Here is a 21,988-nt window from a genome sequence, read left to right as displayed (position 1 = left end):
CCGTGAACAACCAACCATCCGGCCTGGTGCTCGCCGGGGTGAGCAAGCGCTTCGGTGCCACCCGCGCCCTCATCGACGGGGACCTCCACCTCCGGCCGGGCGAAATCCACACGCTCCTGGGGGAAAACGGCTCCGGGAAGAGCACTCTCGTCAAGATCATGGGAGGCGTCCACCGCCCCGATTCCGGCACCGTCACATTGGACGGTGCCCTCGTAACCAGCCGATCGCCCCGAGCTGCCATGGACCTGGGGATCGCGACGGTATTCCAGGAAGTCCTCACCGCGGGGAGCCAATCCGTCCTCGAAAACGTTTGGCTGGGGTTCCACGGAGTGTTTCGTCGACGGCTGGGCCGCGCCGAGCAGCGAACAATAGCCCAGGACGTCCTGAAACGCATCGCAGGCGAGATTCCGCTGGATCTTCCCGCGGGAAGGCTCTCGCTCTCCGAGCGGCAGTCCCTCTGCATTGCCCGCGCACTCGTGCGCAACCCCAAGGTCCTCATCCTCGACGAGTCGACGGCCTCCCTGGACGTCAGCTCCCGCGACCGGCTCTTCGTCGAGATGCGCCGGCTCGCGGCCGAGGGCACTGCCATCCTGTTCATCTCGCACCGCATGGACGAGGTCGCGGAGATTTCGGACCGGGTCTCCGTCCTGCGGTCCGGGCGCAGCGTCTCCACCGTGGACAGGTCGGAGCTATCCATCAACCGCTTGATCACGGACATGACCGGAAACTCCGGCCATGACGACACCCGGCGGCAACCGCATGTTCCCGGGGACACCCTCCTTCAGGGAACGGCCGTCCGCCTGGCACCGGCCTCGGCACCCATCGACTTCGAGCTGCGCGCTGGCGAGATCGTGGGCCTAGCGGGGCTCGAGGGCCACGGCCAGGACCAGTTCATCAGGCGCCTGGCCGGTGTGGCGGGTGGGCCCGGCAGCGTCGTGCGCCTCCTTCCCGAGGGCGCCGCAGAGCTTACCGAGCGCAACGGGGATGCCTTAGGGGTCGCCTACCTGCCTCGCGAACGTCGCGGCGAGTCGCTGTTCGAGTCCATGTCAATCCGCGAAAACTTCGCGCTCCCGACCCTGGCCAAGGACCGCCGCGGCGGCCTGCTAGACACCCGCAGCACTGCCCGCCGGTTCGAGGCCTTCGCCGACTTGCTGTCCCTTCGCTTCGGTGCCGCCCACGATGCCATCTCCACCCTGTCCGGCGGCAACCAGCAGAAGGTGCTTCTGGCTCGCTGGCTTGCCACCGACCCCAAGGTCCTGCTGCTCAATGACCCCACCCGAGGCGTTGACATCGGGACCAAGCGGGAGATCTACGCAATCCTGCACCGGCTCAGCGCCGAAGGCATGAGCATCGTGGTCCTCTCCAGCGAGGTCGACGAGCTCGTGGACCTCGCGGACCGCGTCCTGGTCTTCCGCGACCAATCGGTATTTGCCCAGATCCCCCACACACAGCTGTCCGCTGAATCCATCGTCGCCGCATACTTCGGCCACAAATCAGAGGTCCTCACATGAACCGCGTCCTGACCCTGTTCCAGCGCTGGCCCTTCGCCTTTGCCTTGCTGCTCGCACTGGTGCTGCTGGTGCTGAACCTTTTCGTCTCACCGTCCTTCCTCACCCCCGAGCGCCTGCCCGGCACCCTTGCCACGCTGGCGCCGTTCGTGCTGGTGGGTTTCGCCTCCACGCCCTCGATCCTTGCCGGCGGCATCGACATTTCGGTCGGTCCACTCGCCACGTTTATCAACTGCTTCTTCGTCGCCATCCTCATCCCCGCGGGGCTGGGCAACTGGCAACTGGCAGCTCCCATCATCCTGGCCGTTGCCGCCGGGGCCGGTGCCCTGAACGGGATCCTTGTCGCTGTGGTGCGCCTGCACCCGGTGGTCGCCACCACCGGGATGCTGTTCCTGCTCGTGGGCCTGTCCCTGAGCATCGCCCAGAACCCGGTGGCTGCCCCGGACAACTGGACCGAAGTGTTCGCCGGAAGCATCGGCGTTCTCCCCGGCGCTCTCCTGACGATCGGCGCCGCCGGGCTGATCTGGTTCGCCCTGCGCCGCACGGCCTTTGTCAGCAATCTCCTGGCCACCGGCGAGAGCGATGTCTCCGCCTACGGTTCCGGAGTCGACATCAAAGTTATCCGGATCCTCGCCTACACCCTCGGCGGGCTGTTTGCCGGGATCGCCGGCATTGCGTTGACCGCCATTGTGCAGTCCTCGCAGTCCTCACTCGCCTCCACCTATGCTTTGCTGGGCCTCGCCGCCGCCGTCCTGGGCGGAACCAGTCTCGCCGGCGGACGCGGTGGCCTGTTGGGCGCGCTCTTCGGAGCGGTCTCCATATTTCTCCTGCAGCAATTGCTCACCGCCTCGGGCGTGGCCCCCAGTCTCATCCAATTCGCCTACGGCGCCGTCCTCGTCGTCGGCGTCGTGCTAGGCGCGACGCTGCTGGCACCCCGTTTGAAGAGGAACGCATCATGACCAGTGACACACTGTCCCCCGCAGGAACACCCGAGGTCCGGATTTCCAGGCCCTGGACCAGGTTCAAGGCATGGGTCCTCGAGGTGCCTGCCTTGCAGGTCCTTGTCGTCCTGGCCCTGGCGGCCTGGCTGGTCATCACCATCCCTGCCATCGCAAACCCCAGGTCCGTCACCTCGATCCTGGTCATCACTTCCCTGTTGGCCCTGGCAGCCATGGGTCAGACGCTCGTGGTGATCCTGGGCGGACTGGACCTTGCCGCGCCAGGCTACATTCTCTTCGGCGCCTTTATGGCCGCCAACGTCGCGGGCAAGCTCGCGGTCCCGGGGATTGTCGCCGTGCTGATCACGATCTTGGTCTGCGGCGGCATCGGTGCCCTGATCGGCTGGATCTGCCACCGCTTCGCGGTCCAGCCACTGGTCGTCACGCTGGGTACCGGCGCGGCGCTGACGGGCGCGACGCTCTTCCTCGCCGACGGCGACTACTCCTCCGCCCCGCCGCAGGCGCTGCGTTCTTTGGCGAGCCTGCGGGGAACCACCTTCGGCTTGCCGTTCCCGCCGATCATCCTGATAGTGCTCCTCTGCGGGGTGGGCATGTGGATTTTCCTCAACCGGACCGCGGCCGGACGCCGTTTCCATGCTACGGGAGTCAATTTCCGGGCCGCCCGGCTGACGAGGATTCGCACCTCAGCGGTGTGGACCCTGGTCTTTGCCGCCTCCGGCGCCCTGGCCGGGATCGCCGGCATCTTCATTGCCTCCTACGGCTCGGGATGGTCGCAAACCATCGGGGAGCCATATTTGTTCGCGGGCCTGGCCGCTGTCCTGGTTGGCGGTACCATCTTTGGCTCGATCCGCGGCAGCTACACCCGGACCCTGCTCGGCGCACTCACTCTCACGCTTTTGTCCACGATCATCGTGAGCAACGGACTCGCGGAGGCTCAGAGCCGCATCATTTTCGGGATCATCATCCTTGCCGTGGTTTCGCTCTACGGCAGGGAACGTCACGTCCGCGACAGGTTCTGACTTCCAAGTCCGCCCCTCGATACAAAACGACCCGAACGTAATCACGGATGATTCATTTCATCCTGCGGCTTCAATGAAAATCCAAGGAGAACAATGTCCCACGAGACCGCAACCGTCGCCGAGGTGCTTTCCAGCCCCTGGAAAATCGACGGCCTGACCATCAAGAACCGCTATGTCCTCAGCCCCATGGCGGTGCTCCAGCCCACGAAGGACGGCCATCCCAGCGACCAGACAATCGCGTTCCTCGCAACCCGCGCACGCGGCGGAGCTGGACTGCTGATCATCGGTGGCGGCGTGGCCACCGAGCGCGGGAACCAGGAGGCACCATTCCAGCCCCTGATGCGCTTCGACCGCGACGAGTTCATTCCGGGCCTGCGGCGCATGGTCGATGCCGTACACGAGCACGAAGTACCCATCTTCGCCCAGATCTTCCCCAGTTTCGGCGCCATGGGTGTGCCGGGCGAGGGCCGGCCCACGAGGTCTGCGAGCCCGAAGCCCGTTCGCATGGCCGCACCCCGCCTGCCGCACGGTTTCTACATTCCCGGCGGCAGAACGAACCCGACGCCGGAGGAGATCACCAAGGAGGAAATCCTTGAGGTCCAGGAGCAGACCGTCACCGCGGTGCGGCGTGCCAAGGCGGCCGGCTTCGACGGCATCGAACTGGGCGCACACATGCGCTACCTCTATTCCTCCTTCCTCTCACCGCGGACCAACTGGAGGACTGATGAATACGGCGGCAGCGCCGAGAACCGCGCCCGCATCCTCGTCGACACGATCCGGGCAATTCGCGCCGAGGTCGGAACCGACTATCCGGTGGGCCTGAGGATGAGCACCAACGACCACCTTCCCGATGGCCAGGGGCCCGCAGGGTTCGCGGAGGTCGCCGCGATCATTGAGAAGGAAGGGGTTGGATATATCGCCCTGAGCGATGCGAACTACGAGTCGATGGACAACAACGTCACCTCCGAATCGGGCGCAATTCTGGAGCACGGAGAGCCACAGGCATTCCGCGCCGCCATGCCCAACGTCCCCCTCCTCCTGAGCAGCACCTACGACCCGCAACAGTGTGCAGACGCCATCACCGCCGGATTCGCGGACGGAATCATGCTGGCCCGGCAGATGCTGGCCGACCCGGAATTCCCCAACAAGGTCCTCCAGGGACGACAGAATGAGATTGTGTGGTGTGACCACGACAACTCATGCCTGCGCCGCCTGATCTTCAACGTGCCCGTGCGGTGCCACAAAAACCCGGCCATGGGACGCGAAGCGGTTCTCGCGGGGGCAAAGGAACCCGTATCGATTATGCTCAAGCGTCCGGTCCACCGCCTGCTGATCGCCGCGACCGGCTCCCCGGCCCTCATGGGCATCGCCGACAAACTGGCGACCGCGGGCCAGAAGGGCTCCAAGAGCTGACATCCACGCCGGGCCGGACCCTCCATCCATGACGGGGGTCCGGCGCGGCAATTTTTGGTACGGACACAAGTGTGCCCGGACTCCAGCTCGGAGTCCGGGCACACTTGCATGTCTGGGTGCTTAATATTGGCAGCCCTGTCAGCCTCAGTCCGTAGGGGGCAGGGCCCTGCCCGTTCCGCGGTAGATGGCGACAGTCCGCTCACCCGCCCGCACCACCACGTCCACAATCATCCGGCGGCCCTCATGAAAGGCCACTTCGGCGGAGGCGAACAGTTCGTCGTCGATGTGAGCCGGGGAAATGTAGGAGATGGAAGCCTCGGCGGTCGCGATTCCGGCGCCGAAGGTGTTGGCGGCCATGGCGAACGCGGTGTCGGCCAACGCGAAGACCAATCCACCGTGGGCAATCCCGTGCCCGTTGGCCATCTCGGGAGTGACCGTCAGGACCGCGGTTGCGCGTCCCTCGCTGGCATGCAACACGTGGATGCCCAGGCCTTCCAGGCTTCGGTCGGCGGCCAGCATCGAGCGGGCCGGGTCGGCAATGAGCGCTGGCTGGTTCACGACAGCCTTTCCACTACCATCGCCATACCCTGGCCGCCACCCACACAGAGCGTGGCCAGGCCGAGCGATCCACCCCTGGTCTGCAGTCCATTAATGAGGGTTCCGACCAGCCGCGCGCCGGTCGCACCGAACGGATGGCCAAGCGCGATCGCCCCGCCAAATGGGTTGACCCGCTCCGGATCTGCGCCCAGTTTCTGCACCACAGGTACCACCTGGGCGGCGAAGGCCTCGTTAAGCTCAATAATGTCAATGTCACCGATCGACAGTCCGAGGCGTTCAAGCAGGCGGCGGGACGAGTCCACGGGACCCAGTCCCATGATCTCTGGGGAAAGGCCGCTTGCGGCGCTGCCCAGGATACGGGCCAGCGGCTTCAACCCCAATGCGCCCGCGCGTTGGGCACTCATCACAACCAGGGCAGAGGCGCCGTCGTTGAGCGGGCTGGCGTTGCCTGCGGTGACGGTTCCAGATTCGTGGAACACGGGCTTGAGGCCGGAGAGGGCCTCCAGGGTGGTTCCCGGGCGCGGGCCGTCGTCCGTGCTCACCACGGTGCCGGTAGCCGTGGTCACCGGGACGATCTCGCGGGCGAAGTATCCGGACTCGATCGCCCGCTCCGCCCGGAGTTGGGACTCCATCGCCCATTCGTCCTGGTCGCGGCGCGTGGTGCCGGTTTGGCGTGCCACGAACTCGGCGGTCTTGCCCATGGAGAGGTACACATCGGGCAGTCGTCCGTGATCGTGGGGGTCGACCCACGGCTGGCCGGATTCAAAGATGTCGTCAGCACGCCGTGATGCGTCCGCGAAGGCGGGGTGGGGGTTTTCGACCACTGGCGGTGTCGAACTGGTAGATTCGACGCCGGCGATCAGAAATGCTTCCCCGTCACCGGCCCGCACTGCCTGGGCGGCCATCGCGGTTGCCTGCAACGAGGAGGCACAGAAGCGGTTCACTGTGACCGCCGGGACGCTGTCCATTCCTCCAAGCACCATGATGCGGCGTCCTATGTTGTCGCCCTGCGCGCCCTGCGGGACAGCGCATCCGACGTAGGCATCGGCAAATTCGGCGGAATCGATCTGCCCAAACGCCGAGAGCGCTCCCCGGATGGCTGCCAGCGCGAGGTCTTCGGGTCGTTCACCAGCCAGCGATCCCTTGCGGGCCCGCCCGATCGGTGTCCTGCGGTAGGCGACGACAACCGCGTCATTTGGCGCAATGGCGGTGTTCACGATGAGGGGTTCCTTTCATAGTGGCCCGCCCGCACGACCGGCCGGCACTAAAGGCCGGGGAGGACGATATGGCCCGGGACGCATTTGTCCATGGGCGCAACGGGCGTGGATCAAGTTCACGCATCCAACGTCCACTGAATATATACGAACCGTATCGTATTGAACAAACTTTAGGTGTCTCCCAAGGCTTACCGGCACACGCCGCTGAAGCCGAATTACGTGATCAAGTCTTGGCTTCGAGCCCATTCGAGCCGCATGGGCCGGACGGGACTATTGAAAGCCCAAGGCCACTAACTTGCGGCGAGCCCCTCAAGGGCTGTCTGCATAATGGAGTTGGTTGCCTTGGCATCAAGGGGGCCCGATTGGAACAGCAGGCGGAAGTACACGGGGGCATACAGCAGTTCGGTAACGACCTGGGCATCGAGTTCTTTTCTCATCGACCCCTCGCTCATCGCTCGCTCAACCAGTGACGTAACGACCAGCGCGCGCGGAGTCCAGAAATGCTGCTTGAATTCAGCCATCGTTGCCTCGTCCTGTTGGCACTCCCCGATGAGTTGCGCCACGAGTCGGCCCTCCTTGCCTGCGTAAACCTCCGCGAGGGAGGCCATGTGCTCACGGAGCGCGTCGATCGCGGGCACATCCTCGCGCACAGGGGTTCGCGCGACGTGATTGTCCAGGAATGTGTCGATGACAACGGCAACCTTGCTCGACCACCACCTGTAGATGGTGGTCTTGCTGACGCCAGCCTCGCGGGCAATGCGCTCAATGGAGAGCTTTTGAACCGTAAACCCTGCCGGCCCCGAGTCTTCGAGCAACTTCATGGTTGCTTCTAAAACGGCCCGACGACTTTCTTGACTTCTGACTGCCATGGGTCAACCATACGGGCAACGCGATGCAATACGAAACGTACACGATTATTGGTGAGCGATCCGGCAGTCCGGGCATCGCATACCCCAATGCGGCATTTTGAATCGCAGTGTGACGCGCCTTACAATCAGTGCGAAACGGATCGAATTTTTTGAGGAGGTGCCTTGACTGCATCCTTTGGCGCGGAAGTCGTCGATTCGCGGGTCTGCTGGCCTGCGCCGCAGATCCATCATGGCACCGCATCAGAGGCGGGCCGATGACTTCCGTACCGTGCACCCGGTCGGTCCCCCCGGCCGAGCGCCGGGATTACTGGTCGGCAGGGATCGCGGAACGCTTCTTCCCGATGCACGTCGAATCGGTCGAGGCGCCGTCATTCGAGGCCCGCTTGGCCGGTGGCCAGATGGGACCGGTCGGGGTCCAGTGGATCCAAGGACTTGCGCACCGGGTGGCACGCACGCAGCGGATGATCGCCACCGCCGACCCGGAGTGCATCTTGCTGTATCTGATGACCAGGGGCATGATCCAAATCGAACAGGACGATCGCAGCTGTGCTCTTGGCCCCGGTGACATTGCGTGCCAGGATACGTCGCGGCCTTCCACTTTTGAGGGCCGCGAGGGATTCGAGGTAATCGTATTCAGCATTCCCAAATGGTTCATCGGGGCGCAGGCTGAGGGCCTCGCCCGGCGTTCCGCGACGCGGGTGGATTCGGGCCAGGGACGGCTCGCTGGGCCGGCAACCCCGTTCCTCGCGCAGCTCGCCCGAACGACCATAAGCGGCAGCGGGTTCTCAAGCCCTGACGGGGAAGGCGCCGCACAGATGCTGCTGCCATTGCTTCGCAGCATGTACGGCGTACAGGAAATTTCCCATCCGCGCTCCCGCCCTCAGGCACTGCTCGATCAGATGCAGCGGTACGTGATCAACCATCTGCACGACCCTGAACTCGGGCCAGATCAGATCGCTCAGGCCCATTTCGTGTCCACACGCTACGTCCACAAGCTCTTTGCAGCCACCGGCACCGGGGTGTCGGCCTGGATCCGCGAACGCCGGTTCGAGGGCGCCGTGGGTGAGTTGCGGCGGTCCCCGGAAACGACGATCGCGACGGTCGCAGCGAGGTGGGGATACCGCCATCCGGCAAGCTTCAGCAGGGCGTTCCGCGAGGTTCACGGTTGCGCTCCACGGGAAGCCAGGCATTTGCCCGATCCTTCGGGGAAGCCCCCACCCTTTGGTCTGGGCGGGGACTCCCCCGAAGATGCGCAATCAGCCCTGGGGGAATCCGGCCTCCCTCAGGCGGGTGCCCCAAATCCCTGACTTACCCGGAGCGATAATCCCGTTGGGATCGAGCGTGTCCTTGATCGTCTCGTTGAAGCGCCGCAACGCGTGGTCGTTGAAGCCGAATTGATCGGCTGCGAGGTCCATAAAGGACAGGTGCGCCCTGTATTCGCCGTATCCGCGCTTGCCCGCCTCTGCGACCATGCGCTTGGCCAGGGCGTACGCCTTTGCTACCTGCTGCGGGTTCTTCGTGTCAAAGGGGATCACGTTGATGAAGGTGGTTGCACGCGCGTTGATCGGGAGCATGCCGCCGAGGAAATCAAGGCCCACCTCGGCGCACATCTCGGCCATCAGCTTCTGCGCGGCGATCGCGTGCTGGGAGGTAAGCGGGATGACCGGCGAGAAGTCGACGTGGCCGCCCTCCTCGCCGCCTGACCAGCCTGCCATCTTGTAGAGATCCTGGCTCGGCACCCCGATCTGAACGCGCTCGTGCGGGTTGGGCAGTGTCTCCCACGCGTCGGCCCCGTGCTTCTGGCCCACGAGGTCGACACTCGGGATCTGCAGGAAGCGCGCCTGAAGCTTGGCGAAGTTGTGGTCAACCACCGCTTCGTCGCCGTAGAGCGCAAAACGCATCATCCAGCGCCCCAAACCCATCTCCTTGGCGATCTTATCGATGATCTCCTCCGGCATCGGGCCCTCACCGGCGTACCACTCGGCCCGGGTGGTGAGCATCGAGGCCATGCAGAGCGTGTTCGACAGCTGCGGGCGCATATCAATCGTGCCGTCGAGCATGAGCTCGCGCAGCGCATCGACCACGGCGGGCATCTGCGCCTCGTCCCAGACGCGCAGCCACAGCGGCATGTACACCTCGGGCTTCGGCATGAGCCAGTAGCCCATCTTGGTGACGATGCCGTAGTTGGACTGCATGAACATCTCGGTCGACGTCGGCCCGAGGCCCCGCTTGTACAGTGGCCAGGTCGGGTTGTTGTCCATCGCGCCCGAGCCGGTGCGCATGAGGTCCCCGTTCGGGAGTACGACCTCAAAGCCGCAGTGCGAGGCCTGGTCGATCGAGTACGGCATGTAGGTTAGCCCGTGCTCGAGCGTGTTCGAAACGACGCCTCCCCAGCCGATATCCACGATGGAGGCCACGAGGTTGTGCCCGCCGGCCTTGATCGCATCGTGCAGGTCGTACCAGCTCACGCCCGGCTCCACGATCGCGTAGCCGAGCTCCTCGTTGATCTCCAGGACGCGGTTCATGTTCCGGAACGAGAGCATCACGGAGCCGCGCACCTGAGGCGCAGCTCCCCCATAACCATTGTTCTTGCCGCGGCTGATGGGCCACAACGGAATGCGATACTCGTTGGCGATCCGAACGATCGCCTGGACGTCCTCAGTACTCATTGGGCTGACGACAGCTGACGGGAGATTCGTCGCGGAGCCGGGAACCTGGAAGGGATCCTGGAAGTCCAGCAGAGATTCGGCGTCGCTCTCGACCTTGTCTTCGCCGATCGCTGCAGCGAACGCCACGAGTGCCTTTTCGAGGTCAAGCTCGGTCACGCCGGGCGGGAGCGGGTGAGTCGACGTCTCTGGGGTGGTACTCATCATTCAACATCTCCTTTGATGCGGTGTGTCGTGCGTAACACGTGCTTTCCATCCTGCGTGATCCCGCACCAAAATAGGGCGGTTGCGGGCCCATGGTGCAGTCCGTGCACAGAACTGTGCACGGACTGCACCATCACACCCCTCCGGCCTACGGCGCCCTCCTCGCTGTGGTTGCATGGGCCCCAATACATATGACGAGATGAACGGAGAAGGAACCATGGCTGGTGGTGGTCGTCTGGAAGGAAAAGTCGTCCTGTTGACAGGCATCGGGGGCGGAATGGGCCGGGTGACCGCCCGGCTGTTCGCACGCGAAGGCGCCACGATCGTCGGTTGCGACCTCGACGCCGACAGAGCTGCGGAGACGGTCCGTCTGGTGGAGGCCGACGGAGGCTCAATCGAATCAAGTGCCCCATTGGACCTGGGCAACCGGGAAAACATCGATCGCTGGGTTAGTAGCGCGATCGAACGCCACGGCCGCATCGACGTGCTCTACAACAACGCCAGCATGCCGAAATTCGCACCGTTTGCCCAGATGAGCGGCGAGGATTACCGGTTTACCATCCAGAACGAGCTGGACCTGGTGTGGCACGCGTGCCAAAGCGTCTGGCCTCACCTGGCCGCCGTCGGCGGTGCGATCGTGAACATCGGTTCGGTTGCAGGAATCCAAGGTGCACGGGCGCTGCCACAGGCAGCCCACGCAGCGGCGAAGGGTGCTGTCATCGGCCTGACCCGGCAACTCGCCGCCGAAGGCGTCGCCGTAGGCGTTCGAGTCAATTGCGTGAGTCCTGGTGTCATGGCGACCCCGCCGGTTCTGGCCATGTTCGCGGAGTTCGGCGAGAACGCACCCGTCTCACCAATCCTCGAGCGCACAATCGACGGCAAGCCAGGCGATCCGCTCGCTGTCGCTTACGCCGGCCTCTATCTCGCCTCCGATGAAGCAAAATGGGTCACCGGCTCCCACCTTGTCGTGGACGGCGGGGCCCACGCAGTGATGTAGTTCCTGGCGACGGCCAGGGCCTCGGCTACAGTCGAATGCGAAGTCCAGGCCCTCGATCCCCTGCTCGGTGGCGAGTTCCGCCTTCGAACTCAAGGGCAGAACATTTGCCACACGCCGGTCAACCGGCACAACTTCGTCCATTACGCCCGGCTCATCTCGGACGTCCTTGGCTTGTCCACGCAAACGATCGCCATCAACAACCCCGCCCACACCAGCGCGGCCGCCGTCACCGAAGCCACCGCCTTCGGACCGTTCTTCCTCGAAGACACACCCGAAATCTCCCTCGGAACCGCAACCGCCGGCACCGCCACCTGCCAGCCCTGCGGGGTCGAAATCGGCGGCTCCGCCTTCGGCGTCATTGACTCCTTTATCAAACGCTTCGAAACCCGGCCCGGCGGCGCCCCCGCACTGACGGCCGCGACCTCGACAACCAGGCCTGGGCCCAGATCCGCCTCGACGTCATCGCCGGCCCCGCGGAAATCCAAAATTGCCCTGAGCTTCTACGGGCGTGGAATAGCGCGATCGTCGCCTGACCGTCACCCACAACCGGCTCCGCGTAGGCGCCAACGATCAAGCTTTCCGATGATCCTCTCCCGCGTGAGGACCCTGCTGGGCACCAGCGAGAAGCTGACGACCCCTTGCTCACTCAGCTACTCCTCACCTAACAGGCGGCACCCATCTGGGCGCCGCCTCGCGCACTATCGCGTATTGCCCCCTGCGGCCTGCCGGAGTTTCAGTACATAATGGGCATCGCCGAGGAGTCCGTCCGTCACCGCCCGCCCCGGACTAGGAGTCGGCTGAACCAAGTGCTGGTTCGGGAGTTCGCGCGTCCTGGCCGGGCTTGCTTGACTTACGACGCTGTCCGGGGTCGAGAGCCCGGGCGTCCTTGGGTGCCGGAGAGTGACCATCGACCGGCGGCGTGCTGCACGGACGTCCGGTTACTGCCGGCCGGTCAGGGGATGGCACATGTTCATTCCTTGCTGGAAGTCCGCTCTTCTGGAGGCGCCGGCCGGGCAACCTCGATGACCCAAGTCCTTCGTCCAAGGCTTACGACTCAAATGAGTGCAGGTGGAGTTCGTCAAAGAGAGCCCGGTCTTCGCCGGAGAGGACTCCTCCAATGGACAGCCAACGGACGGTACCCGCAGTCACGCTCCACGTGTGGATGGCATCGACGTTGACGGTCATGTCCTGAAGCTCGCCGAATTGCCGGTAGGCCTGATGGTTGGAAACCGAAGTATCCTCAGCGCCAACCTCGATGCGAGATCCGACAGCACGCCTGCGTCCTGCATACAAGCGCCCGTAACTCCACTTCGTGCTGGACCTTTTGCAAAAATAGCGCATGTGTAACAATTTGATACCAGCACTTCTCTCGCGGACTTGCTGGCAACTACATTGAATACGCTACGTATCTAATCGAATGCCCGCAGAACAGGCGTAGGAGATTCAGACTGCACGGCAGACAACGAAGTCAGAGAGGCCTAACATGGCGCATTATCATCGAGCCCGACGGGTGGCAACCTTGCTGGCCGTCCCCATCCTTGGATCACTCGCCCTCGCAGGCTGTTCCAGCAACGCGAACCCGGCCGGGGGCGGAAACGAGATCGCAATCGCGTTCGGCGTCACCACGGGCCAGACAAACCCTTATCAGGAGCTTGCCGCCGAGTACCAGAGGCAGCACCCGGACGTCAAGCTCACCCTCAACGCGATTCCCCTCGATTCCTATGACCAGACAATCCGCACCCAACTCCAGTCCGGGAACGCGTCCGACATCATAGCGACCACCCCGGGCAGCGGTCAGGCCTCCAGCGTGATCACGCTGGCCAAAGCGGGACTCCTTCAGCCGCTCGACGACTCGGCCACCAAGACGATTCCGAAGGGGAACGAGGAGCTCTTGCAGACCGACGGGAAAACGTACGGTCAAGCGCTGGGGCTGACATACATCGGCACCGTTGTGAACGAAAGCTTCATCAAGGAAACGGGGATCTCTTACCCCTCCGATTGGAACTCGCTGCTGGAAGCGTGCTCGACGGCAAAGTCCAAGGGCAAGTCCCTATTCGTCATTGCGGGGCAGCTTCCGCCATCCACGAGCTCGACTGCGCAGATCATCGCCGCCACACGGGTGTACGCGAAGAACCCGGACTGGAACAAGCAGCGGGCGGACAAGAAAGTCACTTTCGCGGGGACGCAGGGGTGGCAGGACACTCTCGAGGCCATTGTGAAAATGAAGGACGCCGGCTGCTTCCAGGACGGTGCCGCCGGCGCCGGACCTGAAAGCCTTACTCAAAATCTGGGCGCCAAACCCTGGCTTGCAGTCACGGCCCCCAGTAGCGTGACCGGAGAGCTTAGTGGAGCCGCACCCGACCAGTCCTTCAGTGTGTCAGACTTCCCTCCCGTGTCCTCAGGCGACAAGCACTTTGGGTACGCGAACGCCAATTTCTCCCTGTCGCTTACCAAGTCGGCTCCGCACACGGATGCGGCGAAGAAGTTCCTCAACTGGGCGGCTGAGCCGGAGCAAACTGCACTCTTCGCAAAGGTACAAGGTACCCTCCCCGTAGGCCAGACGAAGGAAGCCGATCTAGCGGGAACTCCATATGCGAATGTCTCTTCGCAACTCGCCAAAGGCGACTACGTCGCGATGCCCAACTCAAACTGGCCCAATGCCGCCGTGACCGATGCGCTCGCGTCCGGAGTTCAAGGTCTCCTCACTGGCCAGCAGACACCTGACCAAGTTCTGCGAGCAATGGATAGTGCCTGGGATAAGAAGTAGCCACGCCAACCGGGTGCGGGGCCCGGAATTCCCACCGGGCCCCGCACCCTGACTAATCGAGGATCACCTCATGACTATTACAAAGCCAGATCTCGCACCTCCTCCGCTGCCCGGCAGATCGGTATCCAGCACTCATAGAACCCGCACCGGTCTTTCCTACGGTCACTGGTGGTGGGCTCTTCCCGGGGTGGTGTTCGTCATCACTATTCACTATGCCTCAACGGCGATCGGCGGATTCTTTGCATTCACGGACTGGACGGGTTTGGGTTCTTTTAACTGGATCGGCCTTGACAATTTCGTAGCGATCTTGTCTGAACCATCCAAGCTCCTTGCTCTAGGAAACACCCTGTTCCTCGCATTCGGATCGGTCATCATCGTCAACATTACGGGATTGGCTATAGCGCTTGGGCTCAATCGCGTAATCCGGACACGATATATACTCCGGGTTTTGTTCTTTATGCCCGTAGTGCTCAGCCCGCTTGCCGTGTCCTACATCTGGAAGTTCATTTTCGACTTCAATGGCCCTCTAAATGCGGCACTGAAAGCTCTGGGCCTTGGAGAATACACTCGGTCCTGGCTTGGCGATCCGCAGTTCGCGATCTGGGCGATTGTCATCGTTGCGTGCTGGCAGCAGGTGGGGTTCTCCATGGTCATTTATATGGCTGGGCTAGCGTCGGTGCCCACGGATATAGAAGAAGCTGCGGCAATCGATGGGGCTGGCCTATTGCAACGCCTTTGGTATGTCGTGCTTCCTGCCATCCGACCGGCCGTCGCAATCTCCACCACCTTAGGAATTGTCAACGGCCTGCGGATTTTCGACCAGATTCTCGCTCTTACCAACGGAGGTCCGGCAGGAGCGACTGAAACCCTTGCGACCCTCGTCTACAAGCAGGCCTTTTCACTCGGCAACTTCGGCTACGGGGCGGCCCTGGCGGTCGTACTGACCGTCATTATCTTCTTTTTTGCCGTCGTTCAGCAGCGGGTAACCGCCCGTAGATCGGAGAGCTGACATGTTTCGCTACACGAAATTCACGCTGGCACGGGAGATAGGTCTCTGGCTCATCGCTGCCCTATTTCTGCTGCCGTTCTATTTCCTCATCTCCACCGCGCTCAAACCAGACACGGAAGTGTTCTCAGCATCGGCGCTGGCGCTACCTCAGGAACCGACGATTGCCAATTTTGGTTCCGTGTTGTCGGCCCGCGGCAATTCAAACGTCGCACTCGGCCTGGTCAATAGTCTGATTATCACAGCTGGAAGCATCCTCGGCCTCGTTGTCCTTGGCTCCACGGCCGGCTATGTCATCGCCCGCAGCACTCGGCGGTTGGGCCGGATCGCGTATTATCTATTCCTCATCGCGATCGTCCTCCCGACGCAGCTTGGAACCGTTCCTCTATACATTGGTGCGCGCGGCTTGGGCCTTACGGGCTCGCCCTTCGGAATGATTGTGCTGTTCTCCGGAATGTTGTTACCGCTATCGATATTCATATATGCCGGATTTATCCGTGAGCTACCAGTCGAATACGAGGAGGCTGCGACGATCGATGGAGCGGGTCGGACCCGCATCTTTACAGGAATTATTCTGCCGCTGATATCTCCGGCAACGGGAACCGTCGCAATTCTGGCTGGCCTGATTGTGTGGAATGACTTTTTCACGTCACTCATCTTCCTCGGAGGTTCAAACAACCAAACCCTCCCAGTAGCGATGTACTTCTACATCGGCTCCATGGTCTCATCATGGAACAAGATTTTTGCCATCGTGATCGTGTCGATGGTCCCAATTCTCGCGTTTTACCTGTTCGCCCAACGGAGATTCATCCAGGGTTTCGCAGGAGGCCTCAAAGGCTAATGAGAACGATTATTGACATCAAAGTCCCGCGCGGAAAACGATAACGGCATGGCAACTCCTCGCGCACGAGTAATCATCGACAACGACTTTTCCGGCGATCCTGACGGCCTCTTCCAACTCGTCCATCATGTGCTGTCGCCTTCCGTGGAGATCCCGTTCGCGATTGGCTCACACCTCTCTCCGGACGATCCATTCGATTCCTCCTCTCGACAGGCTGACAATGCAGTCAAGGTAGCGAAGGAAATACTTTCACTGCTCGGGCTCGAGAGGCAGCCTCCAGTCCTGCTGGGATCCAATGTCGGTCTCAGCTCACCCATCGAGCCGATCCGCACTGAGGCCGCTGAGGCAATCGTTGCCGAGGCCATGCGGGAAGACACCGATCTACCCTTGTACGTCGCTCTCGGAGCAGGGCTTACTGAGCTCGCGAGCGCACATCTTATCGAACCCCGGATCGCCGAACGGCTTACAGCAGTTTGGATTGGGGGCGCTGAGCCTGAGGGCGTCGCCGTCGGGCCGAAGGGCCCCAGGGGAATCGAGTACAACCTGAACATCGATGTTACGGCTGGGCAAGTGATTTTCAATAACTCTCAGATCCCGATCTGGCAGGTGCCCCGCAATGTCTATCGTCAGTGCCTGGTGTCCCGGGCAGAACTTCACTCGCGTGTTAAGCCCATGGGGCGTATCGGCGCCCGCCTGATCGAGGCGATCGATCAGGTGTTTGACGGCGCGGAGAAAGTCGGCCTACTAATGGGAGAGACCTATGCGCTCGGAGACAGCCCACTGGTCCTGCTCACCGCCCTGCAGTCGTCGTTCGAGCCGGACTCATCGTCCAGCTTCCACTCGACGGTGCCCACGCCCAGGATCAACCCGGACGGGTCGTACGGGGCGAACCCTGACGGACGTCCGATGCGGCAATACACGCACGTCGACAACCGGCTCATGTTTGAAGACTTCTATCACAAGATCGCCGCCTTTGCGGCGGAGAACCCTGACCGCCAAATCGCGACAGGCCGCGATGACAGCCTTCACCGGGCGCGGGGCACCGTTCGAAGCGACTGAGCGCCTTGGCATTCCCGCGCACCCCAAACAGCAAAAAGACAACACGCCGTCGGACGGCCAGAGGCTACAAGCCCCATTCGGGGCTGCAAATCATAGGAGGATGACAATGTTGCGCACAACGGCAGCACCACAGCCCTTAGGGGTGGCCATGATTGGGTACGCCTTCATGGGCAAAGCCCACTCGAATGCATGGCGCAATGTTGGAAGCTACTTCGACGTGCCAGCCTTCGAGCAGAAAGTGCTCGTTGGCCGGGACGCCGGTCAGGTGGCGAAGGCAGCAGCCAAGTACGGCTGGGCGGAATCCGCCACCGACTGGCGCTCGGTCCTGGAGCGGGACGACATTCACATCGTGGACATCTGCGTCCCGGGCTGGATGCACGCCGAAATCGCCATCGCGGCCCTCGAAGCCGGCAAGCACGTGCTCGTGGAGAAGCCCCTGGCCAACACCTTGGCCGAGGCCGAAGCCATGACCGACGCCGCTGTGGCGGCCCGGTCCAGGGGCGTGCAGTCGATGATCGGGTTCAACTACCGGCGCGTCCCGGCGTTGGCATTGGCCCGCGAGCTCATCGCCGAAGGCCGGCTCGGCACCGTCCGTCACATCCGCGCCGCGTACCTGCAGGACTGGCTCGCCGACGCCGAGTCCCCCATGACCTGGCGGCTGCGCAAGGAAACCGCCGGAACCGGCGCGCTCGGTGACATTGCTTCCCATGCTATCGATCAAATCCAATACCTCACCGGACAAACCATTTTGGAAGCCTCCGGAGTCCTGAAAACCTTCGTAACCCAACGACCCGGACCAGACGGACCAGAGGATGTCACCGTCGACGACGCCGCCTGGGCCACATTCTGGCTCACAGGGGAAATGGGCGCCTCCGTTGAAGCGTCACGTGTGGCCACGGGGCAGAAAAACTCCATGCAGATCGAAATCTACGGCACCAACGGAGCACTTTCCTTCAATCTCGAAAACCTCAACGAACTCAACTTCCTGGACGCAACCCTCCCTCCGCGAGAGCAAGGCTTCCGGCGGATCCTGGTCAACGAACCCGAACACCCCTACCTCGACGCCTGGTGGCCGCAGGGACACATCATCGGCTGGGAACACACCTTCACGCACCAGATCCGCGACTTCCTGACCGCCATCGCCTCCGGTGAGGCCCCGTCGCCGTCGTTCGAAGACGGCCTCCAAATCCAACGCGTCCTGGCCGCCATCGAAGAATCCGCCAAGAACAAAAGCACCATCACCGCCGTCGAGCACAAAACACTACAAACTGAAGGAGCCTGACATGCCCCGCCCGTACACCCTGTTCACCGGCCAGTGGGCCGACCTCCCCTTCGAGGAAGTCGCGCGCCTTGCCTCGGGCTGGGGCTACGACGGCCTGGAAATCGCCGTGTCCGGAGACCACCTGGACGCCTGGCGCTGGGACGAACCCGGCTACATCGAATCCAAACTCGCCATCCTGGACAAATACAACCTGAAGGTCTGGGCCATCTCCAACCACCTCAAAGGCCAAGCCGTCTGCGATGACCCCATCGACTTCCGCCACGAAGCCATCGTCGGCTCCCGCGTCTGGGGCGACGGGGAACCCGAAGGCGTCCGCCAACGCGCCGCCGAAGAAATGAAACACACCGCCCGCCTGGCCAAAGCCCTGGGCGTGGACACCGTGGTCGGGTTCACCGGTTCCTCCATCTGGCAGTACGTCGCCATGTTCCCGCCCGTCCCGGAAAAGGTCATCGACGCCGGCTACCAGGACTTCGCCGACCGCTGGAACCCCATTCTGGACGTCTTCGACGAATGCGGGGTCCGTTTCGCCCACGAAGTCCACCCCTCCGAGATCGCCTACGACTACTGGACCACCGTCCGCACCCTTGAAGCGATCGGCCACCGGCCAGCTTTCGGCCTGAACTGGGACCCCTCCCACTTCATGTGGCAGGGCATCGACCCCGTGTCCTTCATCTGGGACTTCAAGGACCGGATCTACCACGTGGACTGCAAGGACACCAAGCTCCGACCCACCGGCCGCAACACCGTCATGGGCTCCCACCTGCCCTGGGGCGACCCCCGCCGCGGCTGGGACTTCGTCTCCGCCGGACGCGGCGACGTGCCCTGGGAATCCTCCTTCCGCGCCCTCACCGCCATCGGCTACAACGGACCCATCAGCATCGAATGGGAAGACGCCGGCATGGACCGCCTCCACGGCGCCCCCGAAGCCCTCGCCGCCCTCAAGAAATTCGACTTCCCCGCATCTCAAACCTCCTTCGACGCCGCCTTCAGCAGCGAAGACTAGGCTATGACCCGCTGCGGAGGCCATTCGAGTCGCGTTTAGTGCAACCGACCGAGGAATCAAGGAATGTGAACAGCGACGCGCATACAGGGAAATTGGCTTAGATTAACAAAGCAAGAATGAAAATGACTCCAAATAACTAAGCTTTCGTCTTCGCCCGCACACCCATGATGCCGCCACAACGGCGATTGGCTGTCAATGCTTCAACCCGCTGCGAGTGCCCCTCCTTATTTGCTGCCGCTGAGGTTCTGCACGAACTTCGGGCGTTGGTGATAACAACCTCATGGCCGTGGATCCTTCCCCCGCCAGGACAACGTTTCTGCTGACGTGCTCGTCCATTTACAGCCCGCTCCGACTTCCCCGTGATCGGACCGCCGTCGCTATTACCGGATGGGCTTCATGCTAGGTTATTGCGGCGCCTCTACACCGGCCCTACGTTGTAGCCGGACTGCTGAGGGGTGCCAGGGAACATCCCGGACGCGTGCGTGCGGGCGGAACGGATCCATGTGGCTTCGGACGTATCCGATCAATTGCGGCGCGACCTCCAGGCAGCCCCGCCCCCACGCCCGGCCCCGATAACGGCTGCTGCGCCAGTTCGATCTAGTCGCTCCCGCAACCCGGAGCCGTGCCCTGAAAGGAAACCGCGGGCTCCATCAAAGGTGGCAAAACTCGCGGAACGACACAAAATTCCCGTCAGGTCCACCGGCGCGATCGCCCGCGAACACGCGGGCTCGTGCTGGTCACTGGCAGCACACGAAGCGAGACACAACATGAGTCGACGGCTCAAACAGTCGATTCTGGCTCCTCTGCCGCCTTTGCATGCGCGAGATGCAAGCGGCATATAGCCAACTTCACTAGGCCAATTTGTTGCATGTGCGACAAATTTGGGCTAGTTTGGAAGAATACTTGGACGCCCGGCGCGCAGCGTAGCGAGGGATCCGTGGTCCGACGTTTTGGAAGTCCCGGGCTGAGACCGATCAGCAACCGGTCCGACGATTTTCAGCATCGCAATGAATTCGGGCATCACGCGGAACCACCCCCAACGCGACACTGCTACGACGCACTGTCGCAGATTTGCGGCAGGTGGCTCGGCCAAGGCGCCACTACTGGAATCAACCTGAGGAAAAGCCTGTGAGTGCCACTGAAAGAGTGATTGGTGGGGACGAAGTCCGGGTCAACCAGGCGGGGAATGCGCAAGTTACCTTGCGCCTGCCTTGGTACCGGAGCCTCGCTCCGTCAACTGTTGAAGACATCGCCGTCTCGATTGACGGCCACACCATACCTCGAAATGAACTGACTGTAGAGATCAACGGGATCGAAAGCGAGCTCGACGCCATCGCGGATCGGTGGCAGGAGACCTGGTTCGTCCAGGACCGGGCCATCGTTCGCTTCCCGACCCCAGGAGATCTCAATGGTGCCGTCAATACGACGCTATCCATCACGCTCCGGATCCCATACATCCTAACCGGCCCTGATTCCGCGCTGAAGCGGAGCACCAGTGAGACCCGCAAGCTTTCTGTCGTCCGTGAGGAGCAGCCATGACCGCATCGAACAACTACTCGTTGCCAACAATTGGGTCCGGCCTGACCCTATATTCCTTCACGAATGAGTGGCTCAGCGGGCAATTCGACCTGGAGCAAATTCTGCGCGAAGTTGCCGCACGGGGACTGGGCCCGGGGGTGGAGGTCGTCGGGTATCAGTCACTGCGAAGCTTCCCCGACATCGACGATGCGACGACAGACAAGTGGCATGGCCTCATCGACGAGCTTGGCTTGGTTCCCACTTGCCTGAGCTCAAATGTCGACATTGCGCTTCGCTCAGATCGGTTCCTGAACGCCGATGAGATGACAGAGCTGCTCGAACGGCAACTTCGCACAGCAAATAAGCTCGGGTTCAACATCGTACGTATCCAAATCGGGGCGTCGGCAGAAGTAATCCAGCGGGTCACTCCGCTTGCTGAGGACCTGGGCCTGCGCATGGGTATGGAACTCCACGCACCGGAGGGACCACGCACCGAGAGCATCATGCGTGTGCGCGACCTCTACGCCGAACTTGATTCGCCGGCACTGGGATTCATCCCCGACTTCAGCGCCACAATGCGTGACATACCCCTGACGGAGCAGCACCAATGGGTCGAAGCCGGCCTGCCCCAGGATCTCGTGGACATTTTCGTTGAGAACTGGCGAACCGCGCCCGGCACAATCAAAGACCGTTTTCAGGCATTCCGCAGGCTGGCACTCGCGCGCGGCGCCTCGGAAGAAGCAATCGCTCCGACGGTAGGTGCGCTGACAATGCACGGCACAGAGCCAATGGAGAGCTGGTATGACATCGCCGACCAGATCATCCATGTCCACGGCAAGTGCTACGAGTTTGATGCCGTCGGTGACGAGCCCAGCATCGACTATGACGCTGTCGCTCGCCTGCTGGTCGATATTAACTACAAGGGCTATATCTCCACCGAATGGGAGGGGCACTACTTCGCCTCCTCCAACGTCAGCGCTTTCGACCAGGTGCAGGCCCACCAGAGACTATTGGGCCGCAGCTTGGAAAAGGCAGCCGGTACGCGCATCTAAGTCCGTGCTTGGGGCTTCGAGCTGCCACTCGGAGCCCCAATCCCTGGCTG

Annotated in this window: 20 protein-coding genes; 14 read left to right on the top strand and 6 right to left on the bottom strand. The window is 62.5% G+C overall.

Features of this window, described 5'->3' with window-relative positions; all coding sequences use genetic code 11:
* Positions 1-2: 2 nt before the first annotated feature.
* From LDN75_RS10065 to LDN75_RS10050, 4 genes are all read left to right on the top strand, one after another.
* Positions 3-1,511, top strand: a complete 1,509-nt coding sequence (locus tag LDN75_RS10065; RefSeq protein ID WP_223937136.1) for a sugar ABC transporter ATP-binding protein — start codon at positions 3-5, stop codon at positions 1,509-1,511.
* Positions 1,508-2,467, top strand: coding sequence for an ABC transporter permease (locus tag LDN75_RS10060; RefSeq protein WP_223937135.1), 960 nt, complete (start codon positions 1,508-1,510; stop codon positions 2,465-2,467). Before LDN75_RS10065 ends, LDN75_RS10060 begins: the two co-directional genes overlap by 4 nt.
* Complete coding sequence (locus LDN75_RS10055; protein WP_223937134.1) at positions 2,464-3,486, top strand: ABC transporter permease; 1,023 nt, start codon at positions 2,464-2,466, stop codon at positions 3,484-3,486. The genes LDN75_RS10060 and LDN75_RS10055 overlap by 4 nt, the downstream gene beginning before the upstream one ends.
* 93 nt (positions 3,487-3,579) lie before the next feature.
* Positions 3,580-4,899, top strand: coding sequence for an NADH:flavin oxidoreductase (locus tag LDN75_RS10050; RefSeq protein ID WP_223937133.1), 1,320 nt, complete (start codon positions 3,580-3,582; stop codon positions 4,897-4,899).
* A 144-nt stretch (positions 4,900-5,043) separates the two neighbouring features.
* On the opposite strand, the gene LDN75_RS10045 is transcribed toward LDN75_RS10050, so the two are convergent.
* The 3 genes from LDN75_RS10045 to LDN75_RS10035 form a co-directional block, all read right to left on the bottom strand.
* Positions 5,044-5,457 carry a hotdog fold thioesterase gene (locus LDN75_RS10045; RefSeq protein WP_223937132.1) on the bottom strand — a complete coding sequence of 138 codons (414 nt, stop codon included), beginning with the start codon at positions 5,455-5,457 and terminating at the stop codon, positions 5,044-5,046.
* On the bottom strand, positions 5,454-6,674 hold the full coding sequence (locus LDN75_RS10040; RefSeq protein WP_223937131.1) for an acetyl-CoA C-acyltransferase: 1,221 nt from the start codon (positions 6,672-6,674) through the stop codon (positions 5,454-5,456). The genes LDN75_RS10045 and LDN75_RS10040 overlap by 4 nt, the downstream gene beginning before the upstream one ends.
* Positions 6,675-6,964: 290 nt before the next feature.
* Entirely contained in the window at positions 6,965-7,495 is a 531-nt protein-coding gene (locus LDN75_RS10035) for a TetR/AcrR family transcriptional regulator (RefSeq protein WP_223937130.1), read from the bottom strand.
* Positions 7,496-7,797: 302 nt separating this feature from the next.
* On the opposite strand from LDN75_RS10035, the gene LDN75_RS10030 reads away from it, so the two are divergent.
* Positions 7,798-8,850: a helix-turn-helix domain-containing protein gene (locus LDN75_RS10030; protein WP_223937129.1), complete on the top strand. Its 1,053-nt coding sequence runs from the start codon at positions 7,798-7,800 to the stop codon at positions 8,848-8,850.
* Here the strand turns inward: LDN75_RS10030 and LDN75_RS10025 are convergent.
* On the bottom strand, positions 8,800-10,416 hold the full coding sequence (locus tag LDN75_RS10025; RefSeq protein WP_223937128.1) for an FAD-binding oxidoreductase: 1,617 nt from the start codon (positions 10,414-10,416) through the stop codon (positions 8,800-8,802). The two genes, LDN75_RS10030 and LDN75_RS10025, sit on opposite strands and share 51 nt — an antisense overlap.
* 172 nt (positions 10,417-10,588) lie before the next feature.
* Between LDN75_RS10025 and LDN75_RS10020 the strand changes: the two genes are divergently transcribed.
* On the top strand, positions 10,589-11,410 hold the full coding sequence (locus tag LDN75_RS10020) for an SDR family oxidoreductase (RefSeq protein WP_223937127.1): 822 nt from the start codon (positions 10,589-10,591) through the stop codon (positions 11,408-11,410).
* Positions 11,411-11,550: 140 nt separating this feature from the next.
* On the opposite strand, the gene LDN75_RS10015 is transcribed toward LDN75_RS10020, so the two are convergent.
* Together LDN75_RS10015 and LDN75_RS10010 are read right to left on the bottom strand one after the other, a co-directional pair.
* Positions 11,551-11,769, bottom strand: a complete 219-nt coding sequence (locus LDN75_RS10015) for a hypothetical protein (RefSeq protein WP_223937126.1) — start codon at positions 11,767-11,769, stop codon at positions 11,551-11,553.
* A gap of 688 nt (positions 11,770-12,457) precedes the next feature.
* Positions 12,458-12,595: a hypothetical protein gene (locus LDN75_RS10010; RefSeq protein ID WP_223937125.1), complete on the bottom strand. Its 138-nt coding sequence runs from the start codon at positions 12,593-12,595 to the stop codon at positions 12,458-12,460.
* Between the two features lie 298 nt (positions 12,596-12,893).
* Between LDN75_RS10010 and LDN75_RS10005 the strand changes: the two genes are divergently transcribed.
* From LDN75_RS10005 to LDN75_RS09970, 8 genes are all read left to right on the top strand, one after another.
* Complete coding sequence (locus tag LDN75_RS10005; RefSeq protein WP_223937124.1) at positions 12,894-14,177, top strand: ABC transporter substrate-binding protein; 1,284 nt, start codon at positions 12,894-12,896, stop codon at positions 14,175-14,177.
* A gap of 70 nt (positions 14,178-14,247) precedes the next feature.
* Positions 14,248-15,186 carry a sugar ABC transporter permease gene (locus LDN75_RS10000; RefSeq protein WP_223937123.1) on the top strand — a complete coding sequence of 313 codons (939 nt, stop codon included), beginning with the start codon at positions 14,248-14,250 and terminating at the stop codon, positions 15,184-15,186.
* Between the two features lies 1 nt (position 15,187).
* Positions 15,188-16,024, top strand: coding sequence for a carbohydrate ABC transporter permease (locus LDN75_RS09995; protein ID WP_223937122.1), 837 nt, complete (start codon positions 15,188-15,190; stop codon positions 16,022-16,024).
* 48 nt (positions 16,025-16,072) lie between these two features.
* On the top strand, positions 16,073-17,083 hold the full coding sequence (locus LDN75_RS09990) for a nucleoside hydrolase (protein ID WP_223937121.1): 1,011 nt from the start codon (positions 16,073-16,075) through the stop codon (positions 17,081-17,083).
* A 106-nt stretch (positions 17,084-17,189) separates the two neighbouring features.
* Positions 17,190-18,365, top strand: a complete 1,176-nt coding sequence (locus LDN75_RS09985; protein ID WP_223937120.1) for a Gfo/Idh/MocA family oxidoreductase — start codon at positions 17,190-17,192, stop codon at positions 18,363-18,365.
* Between the two features lies 1 nt (position 18,366).
* Positions 18,367-19,368, top strand: a complete 1,002-nt coding sequence (locus tag LDN75_RS09980) for a sugar phosphate isomerase/epimerase family protein (protein ID WP_223937119.1) — start codon at positions 18,367-18,369, stop codon at positions 19,366-19,368.
* A gap of 1,128 nt (positions 19,369-20,496) precedes the next feature.
* On the top strand, positions 20,497-20,907 hold the full coding sequence (locus LDN75_RS09975) for a DUF6379 domain-containing protein (protein WP_223937118.1): 411 nt from the start codon (positions 20,497-20,499) through the stop codon (positions 20,905-20,907).
* On the top strand, positions 20,904-21,938 hold the full coding sequence (locus tag LDN75_RS09970; RefSeq protein WP_223937117.1) for a TIM barrel protein: 1,035 nt from the start codon (positions 20,904-20,906) through the stop codon (positions 21,936-21,938). The genes LDN75_RS09975 and LDN75_RS09970 overlap by 4 nt, the downstream gene beginning before the upstream one ends.
* Positions 21,939-21,988 lie beyond the last annotated feature (50 nt).

It is taken from the genome of Arthrobacter sp. StoSoilB5, assembly GCF_019977235.1.
GTDB lineage: Bacteria > Actinomycetota > Actinomycetes > Actinomycetales > Micrococcaceae > Arthrobacter.
Note: the sequence above shows the minus strand (reverse complement) of the source record. Positions and strands in the feature narration are given on the sequence as shown.

What these genes read in the sequence shown, in the direction of transcription:
- LDN75_RS10060 (WP_223937135.1), top strand. Translation starts at nt 1,508, where the DNA reads ATGAACCGCGTCCTGACCCTGTTCCAGCGCTGGCCCTTCGCCTTTGCC.
- LDN75_RS10055 (WP_223937134.1), top strand. Translation starts at nt 2,464, where the DNA reads ATGACCAGTGACACACTGTCCCCCGCAGGAACACCCGAGGTCCGGATT.
- LDN75_RS10050 (WP_223937133.1), top strand. Translation starts at nt 3,580, where the DNA reads ATGTCCCACGAGACCGCAACCGTCGCCGAGGTGCTTTCCAGCCCCTGG.
- LDN75_RS10035 (WP_223937130.1), bottom strand. Translation starts at nt 7,495, where the DNA reads ATGAAGTTGCTCGAAGACTCGGGGCCGGCAGGGTTTACGGTTCAAAAG.
- LDN75_RS10030 (WP_223937129.1), top strand. Translation starts at nt 7,798, where the DNA reads ATGACTTCCGTACCGTGCACCCGGTCGGTCCCCCCGGCCGAGCGCCGG.
- LDN75_RS10025 (WP_223937128.1), bottom strand. Translation starts at nt 10,416, where the DNA reads ATGATGAGTACCACCCCAGAGACGTCGACTCACCCGCTCCCGCCCGGC.
- LDN75_RS10020 (WP_223937127.1), top strand. Translation starts at nt 10,589, where the DNA reads ATGGGCCCCAATACATATGACGAGATGAACGGAGAAGGAACCATGGCT.
- LDN75_RS10015 (WP_223937126.1), bottom strand. Translation starts at nt 11,769, where the DNA reads ATGACGCCGAAGGCGGAGCCGCCGATTTCGACCCCGCAGGGCTGGCAG.
- LDN75_RS10010 (WP_223937125.1), bottom strand. Translation starts at nt 12,595, where the DNA reads ATGACCGTCAACGTCGATGCCATCCACACGTGGAGCGTGACTGCGGGT.
- LDN75_RS10005 (WP_223937124.1), top strand. Translation starts at nt 12,894, where the DNA reads ATGGCGCATTATCATCGAGCCCGACGGGTGGCAACCTTGCTGGCCGTC.
- LDN75_RS10000 (WP_223937123.1), top strand. Translation starts at nt 14,248, where the DNA reads ATGACTATTACAAAGCCAGATCTCGCACCTCCTCCGCTGCCCGGCAGA.
- LDN75_RS09995 (WP_223937122.1), top strand. Translation starts at nt 15,188, where the DNA reads ATGTTTCGCTACACGAAATTCACGCTGGCACGGGAGATAGGTCTCTGG.
- LDN75_RS09990 (WP_223937121.1), top strand. Translation starts at nt 16,073, where the DNA reads ATGGCAACTCCTCGCGCACGAGTAATCATCGACAACGACTTTTCCGGC.
- LDN75_RS09985 (WP_223937120.1), top strand. Translation starts at nt 17,190, where the DNA reads ATGTTGCGCACAACGGCAGCACCACAGCCCTTAGGGGTGGCCATGATT.
- LDN75_RS09980 (WP_223937119.1), top strand. Translation starts at nt 18,367, where the DNA reads ATGCCCCGCCCGTACACCCTGTTCACCGGCCAGTGGGCCGACCTCCCC.
- LDN75_RS09970 (WP_223937117.1), top strand. Translation starts at nt 20,904, where the DNA reads ATGACCGCATCGAACAACTACTCGTTGCCAACAATTGGGTCCGGCCTG.